This window comes from Synechococcus sp., from assembly GCF_982614295.1.
Window position 1 is genome coordinate 2,042 of sequence record NZ_CEXBMR010000068.1, and the last position, 4,996, is coordinate 7,037.

5 protein-coding genes are annotated in these 4,996 nt (G+C 55.4%); 4 read left to right on the plus strand and 1 reads right to left on the minus strand.

Going from position 1 to position 4,996, the window contains the following annotated elements:
* On the plus strand, positions 1 to 480 hold a 480-nt coding region (locus AC2JC8_RS09465; protein WP_484594607.1), incomplete at its 5' end, for a magnesium chelatase domain-containing protein.
* Here the strand turns inward: AC2JC8_RS09465 and AC2JC8_RS09470 are convergent.
* Entirely contained in the window at positions 477 to 998 is a 522-nt protein-coding gene (locus AC2JC8_RS09470; RefSeq protein WP_484400311.1) for a photosystem I assembly protein Ycf3, read from the minus strand. The two genes, AC2JC8_RS09465 and AC2JC8_RS09470, sit on opposite strands and share 4 nt — an antisense overlap.
* Positions 999 to 1,071: 73 nt before the next feature.
* Between AC2JC8_RS09470 and AC2JC8_RS09475 the strand changes: the two genes are divergently transcribed.
* Genes AC2JC8_RS09475 through AC2JC8_RS09485 form a run of 3 tightly spaced genes read left to right on the plus strand, consistent with a single transcriptional unit; the run spans position 1,072 to position 4,975 of the window.
* The gene (locus tag AC2JC8_RS09475; RefSeq protein WP_484400310.1) at positions 1,072 to 3,345 is read left to right on the plus strand and encodes a heavy metal translocating P-type ATPase; all 2,274 of its coding nucleotides are present in this window, start codon (positions 1,072 to 1,074) and stop codon (positions 3,343 to 3,345) included.
* Complete coding sequence (gene tmk, locus AC2JC8_RS09480; protein WP_484400308.1) at positions 3,342 to 4,019, plus strand: dTMP kinase; 678 nt, start codon at positions 3,342 to 3,344, stop codon at positions 4,017 to 4,019. The genes AC2JC8_RS09475 and tmk overlap by 4 nt, the downstream gene beginning before the upstream one ends.
* On the plus strand, positions 4,016 to 4,975 hold the full coding sequence (locus AC2JC8_RS09485; protein WP_484594608.1) for a DNA polymerase III subunit delta': 960 nt from the start codon (positions 4,016 to 4,018) through the stop codon (positions 4,973 to 4,975). Before tmk ends, AC2JC8_RS09485 begins: the two co-directional genes overlap by 4 nt.
* Positions 4,976 to 4,996 lie beyond the last annotated feature (21 nt).

The following is a 4,996-nucleotide window of genomic DNA, read 5'->3' on the forward strand; positions in this document are numbered from 1 at the left end:
AGGCCCCTGGTAGTTGAGCTGCAGGCCCTCGTTAGCACCACCAGCTACGCCAGCCCCCGCCGCACCGCAACAGGCATTGGCACCAACCGTTTGCATCAAATTTTGGCAGTGTTGGAAAAGCATCTCGGGATCCCCCTTTCCCGATTTGATTGTTATCTGGCTGTGGCTGGTGGTTTGGAGGTGGAGGAACCGGCCGCTGATCTTGGTGTAGCTGCTGCTGTGGTGGCTAGCTACAGGGATTTGATCATGCCGCCAGGCACGGTGCTGGTGGGTGAACTAGGCCTGGGCGGCCAGCTGAGGCCGGTAGCTCAGCTGGAATTGCGCCTACAGGAATCAGCCCGCCTCGGTTTCCGTCGGGCGGTGGTACCCAAAGGGAGTGGACTTAGCCGGATAGCCGCTGGCTTGGATTTGCAACTGCTTGAAGCCAGCACGATTGCGGAAGCTTTAGTGGCAGCGCTTGGCGCTAATCCAACCGATTAGAAGAAAACATCAGCATTGCCACGGCCAGTGGTTTTCAACCAGTTTTGGGCTTCGATGTAATTGTTTGGAGCCAAACGAATTGCTTTTGTCCAGCAATCTGCAGCGATGTCAAAACATTGATCGGCCTCATCGGTTTTACCTTGCTCTTGGGCCAAACTGCCGAGGTGATGATGAATAACTGCCATATTATTTAATACTTGGGGCATTTTTGCATTTAATGCAAGTGCCTGCTCATAGTGCTCTAAAGCTTTCAGATGTTCACCATTACTAGCAAACACTAAAGCCATGTTGTAGATAATAAAAGCCCGATCATTTGGATCATCTTCCAGCCTTAGTGCCTCCTCGTAATTTTCTAGGGCTTCGGCATACTCCCCATCGCCTTGGGCGCTCATGCCGTCGCGGTAGTAAGCAAAAGCCTCCTTGGCCCGTTTGTTTGTGGGCAACACTTTCAAGATCAAATCCGCCATCACCGTGAAGCTTTTATCGATGAAGTTGTCGTTGCGTTGGCTGCGCGGCACGGTATTAGCTCGATTGAACCCCAGTGTGGACCTTTGGCTGGGCAGCTGACAGCTTCTCTAACTAACCTGGGGTATGACTTCTCAGGCCTTACTGCTCGATATCGATGGCATGAAGTGCGGCGGCTGCGTAAGCGCCGTAGAGAAGCGCCTATTAGCGCAACCCGGGGTGCTGGAAGCCAGCGTTAATTTATTGAGCCGCACAGCTTGGGTGGAGCTCGATGCCCCAGGAACGACAGAGGATTTATTGCAAAGCCTTGCCGGGCTCGGTTTCCCGGGTCGAATTAGGCCTCAGCAAAGCGCCCTCGAGCAATTACGCGAAAGCAGAGCTCCCCTGGGTTGGTGGCAGCGCTGGCGCGAGCTTGTAATCGCTTTATCGCTATTGGTAATAAGTAGTGCCGCCCATCTCAGTGAAACGGGGCCGTTAGCCGATATGCGGCTGCATGGCTTAGTTGCCACGATTGCGCTTGCGGGGCCGGGTCGGATGATTTTGGTGCGGGGCTGGCAGGGGTTGCGCCGTGGCGTGCCAGCGATGGACAGCCTTGTGGGGCTAGGCGTTTTTAGTGCATACCTTGCCAGTTTGGTGGCATTGATCTGGCCGGCAGTGGGCTGGAGCTGTTTTTTTAATGAGCCCCTAATGCTGTTGGGGTTTGTGTTGTTGGGCCGTTTCCTTGAAGATCGGGCCCGGCGCCGCACTGGTGATGCGCTCGAATCGTTGGCAGAATTGCAGCCCGATAACGCTTTGCTTCTGCTTGGCGATCACCCTCCCCGTGCCGTGCGGGTGGGGGGGCTACGGCCAGGGGATCGCCTGCGGATCTTGCCGGGGGATCGTTTGCCGGTGGATGGGGTTGTGTTGCTGGGTTGCTCAAGCATTGATGAATCGGGCTTAACCGGTGAACCGATGCCGCGTTTGGTGCAACCCGGCGCTGAGCTTGCTGCTGGCGGCCTAAATCTGCAGGCGCCATTGGAGTTAGAGGTGTTGCGTAGCGGTGCCGATTCCGCTTTAGCTCGTTTGATTCAGTTGGTGCAACAGGCCCAAACCCGCAAGGCACCAATTCAAGCCTTAGCCGATCGCTGGGCGGGGCGATTTACCTGGATAGTGCTTGCTCTTGCGATAACTACATTTTTATTTTGGTGGCTGATTGGCACCGAGCTTTTCCCGCAGGTTTTAGCTGGTATGCCCCATGCAGCTGGCCATCACCGCAGCCTTGGGGCTGGGGCAAACACTCCGGTGGGCTTGGCATTGCAGCTTGCTATCGCCGTTTTGGTGGTGGCCTGCCCCTGTGCCTTAGGCCTTGCCACACCAGCGGCAATCAGTGTTGCCACCGGCCGCGCCGCCCGGATGGGGTTGCTATTTAGAGGGGGAGAGGTGTTGCAAATTGCCGCATCAGTGCGCACGGTGTTATTCGATAAAACCGGCACCCTCAGCCGCGGCAGGCCCTTAGTGGAAGCAAGTTTGCCCCTGGCTGATGGCTTGGAGGAGTTGCGTCTTTTGCAACTGGCGGCTTCTCTGGAGCAACACACTCGCCACCCTTTGGCCTGGGCCCTGTTGCAGGGGGCTGAAGGCAAAGGCTTAAAGCTGTTGCAGTGCAATGAAAGTTGCACAGTTGCAGGCGCAGGGGTGAGCGGAGAACTGGAGGGGATGGAGCACACCTGCCGCTTAGGGCGGCTCGAGTGGCTTGAACAGCAAGGCGTGCGCCCGCAAACGGCCGCTGTGGAATGGCAAGCGCTTCAAGCCAAAGGGGGCGCCACGGTGCTTGCCTTAGCCCACGGCACTCAATTGCTCGGCTTATTAGCGGTGCGTGATGCCCTGCGGCCAGATGCCCTGGCTGCCTTGAAATGCCTTAAAGAGCGGGGTTATGGGCTTGGCGTATTGAGTGGCGATCGTGAGGGCCCGGTGCGGCAGTTGGCCAGTGATTTGAACCTGGAATTCCAGCAATTGGCTTGGGGCTTAAGCCCAGCCCAGAAATTGGCCAAATTGGAAATGGCTCAAAAACCGGTGGCGATGGTGGGAGATGGCCTGAACGACGCGCCAGCACTGGCCGCGGCAAATTTAGGAATTGCGGTGGGTACTGGCACCCAGATTGCCCAAGACAGCGCTGATCTAGTGGTTTTAGGCGATCGCCTAATGGCAGTGCCCCAAGCCCTGGAGCTCGCTAAACGCTGCATGGCAAAGGTGCGCCAAAACCTGGCATGGGCCTTTGGCTACAACCTGCTCGTGCTGCCTTTGGCAGCAGGTTTTTTGTTGCCGCGTTTTGGTTTGCTGCTAACGCCGCCGCTGGCGGCGTTGTTGATGGCGCTCAGTTCCCTCACTGTGGTGGCCAATGCCTTGATGCTGAAGCTGCCATGACAAAAAACCGCAGGGGAAAATTCCTCGTGCTTGAAGGCATTGATGGTTGCGGTAAGAGCACTCAGCTGCGCGCCCTAGCCGCCTGGCTGCCCACCAGTGGTTTATTGCCTGCTGGGGCCAGCTTGGTTACAAGCCGTGAACCGGGGGGAACAGCCCTGGGGCTGGCCTTGCGCGGGCTGTTGCTGCATCCCCCGGAGGGCCATATTCCCGAAAGCCGGGCCGAATTACTGCTTTATGCCGCTGATCGAGCGCAGCATGTGCAGCAATTCATTGAACCGGCTTTAAGGGCTGGTAATTGGGTGTTATGTGATCGTTTTAGTGGTTCTACTGCTGCCTATCAAGGTTATGGCCGCGGCTTGGATTTGGCCTTAATCGATCAGTTGGAAGAATTAGCAACAGCTGGTTTGCGGCCGGATTTATGCATTTGGCTCGAGCTGGCGCCTCCTGTAGCGGCAGCCCGCCGCGCTGGGGAAAGGGAAGATCGCATTGAAGCGGAGGGGTTGGCATTCCTTGAGCGGGTGCATGGGGGCTTCAGTGCTTTGAGTGTTCGGCCTGGCTGGCAGCGCGTTAACGCCATTGGCAGCGCAGCAGAGGTGCAGGAGCGTTTGCAATCTCTGCTGAGACAATCATTTATTGCTAGTGGGCAATTTCTAAAATCACAGCTCAAGCCGTGAAAGATGAGTTGTTTTCAGGAATTGTGGGCCATCAGCAAGCCCTGCAACTGCTTACAGCCACGCTTAATACAAATCGATTAGCACCTGCATACCTGTTCGCTGGGCCAGAAGGGGTGGGGCGTTCTTTAGTGGCGCTTCGTTTTATTGAAGGTATTTTCACTAAACAAATTTCTAATAAACAAGTTGGAGATTTTGGCTTAACAGCTGATTTAGGGCTGCGGCGGCGTTTGGAATTAAGTAACCATCCAGATTTGCTTTTGGTGGAGCCCACCTACAGCGATAAAGGGGTGTTGATTCCGGTTTCAAAAGCCAAGGCTGATGGCTTGCAAAAGAAAGCTCTACCTCAACTGCGGCTTGAGCAGATCCGTGAAGTGGCACGCTTTTTGGCTCGCGCACCATTGGAGGCTCCCCGTTCAGTGGTGCTACTGGAAGGGGCTGAACGTATGGCGGAAGCTGCTGCAAATGCACTGCTTAAAACTTTGGAAGAACCGGGGCAGGGCTTGCTGATTTTGTTAACAGCAGCACCTGAAAAACTTCTCAGCACAATTTTGAGCCGCTGTATGCGTATTTCGTTTCGGCCTCTACCGCCCGCAGAACTCGTCCAAGTAATGGCAATTGACGCTGATTCAACGGAATTATTGGCCTTAGCGGCTGGATCTCCAGGCGCCTTACTGGAATGGCGTAGCAGGTGGCAAGAGTTGCCAGAATTTTTAATTACAGCGCTGGCTGAGTTGCCTGCCAATCCGCTTGCTGCATTGAGGCTTGCAAGCGAAATTTGCGAGCAGCTTGATGTGGAACAACAGATCTGGCTGCTGGGCCTTTGGCAACGCAGGCTTTGGCAGCAAACAAGCGATCCATCCCCATTAAAAAGGCTTGAACTTTTGCGGAAACATTTGCAGGGCAATGTGCAGCCCCGCTTGGCGTGGGAAGTGGCTTTACTGAATCTTTGCGCTTGAAGCGGCAATCTCTGCGCTTGA

What these genes read in the sequence shown, in the direction of transcription:
- tmk (WP_484400308.1), top strand. Translation starts at nt 3,342, where the DNA reads ATGACAAAAAACCGCAGGGGAAAATTCCTCGTGCTTGAAGGCATTGAT.
- AC2JC8_RS09475 (WP_484400310.1), top strand. Translation starts at nt 1,072, where the DNA reads ATGACTTCTCAGGCCTTACTGCTCGATATCGATGGCATGAAGTGCGGC.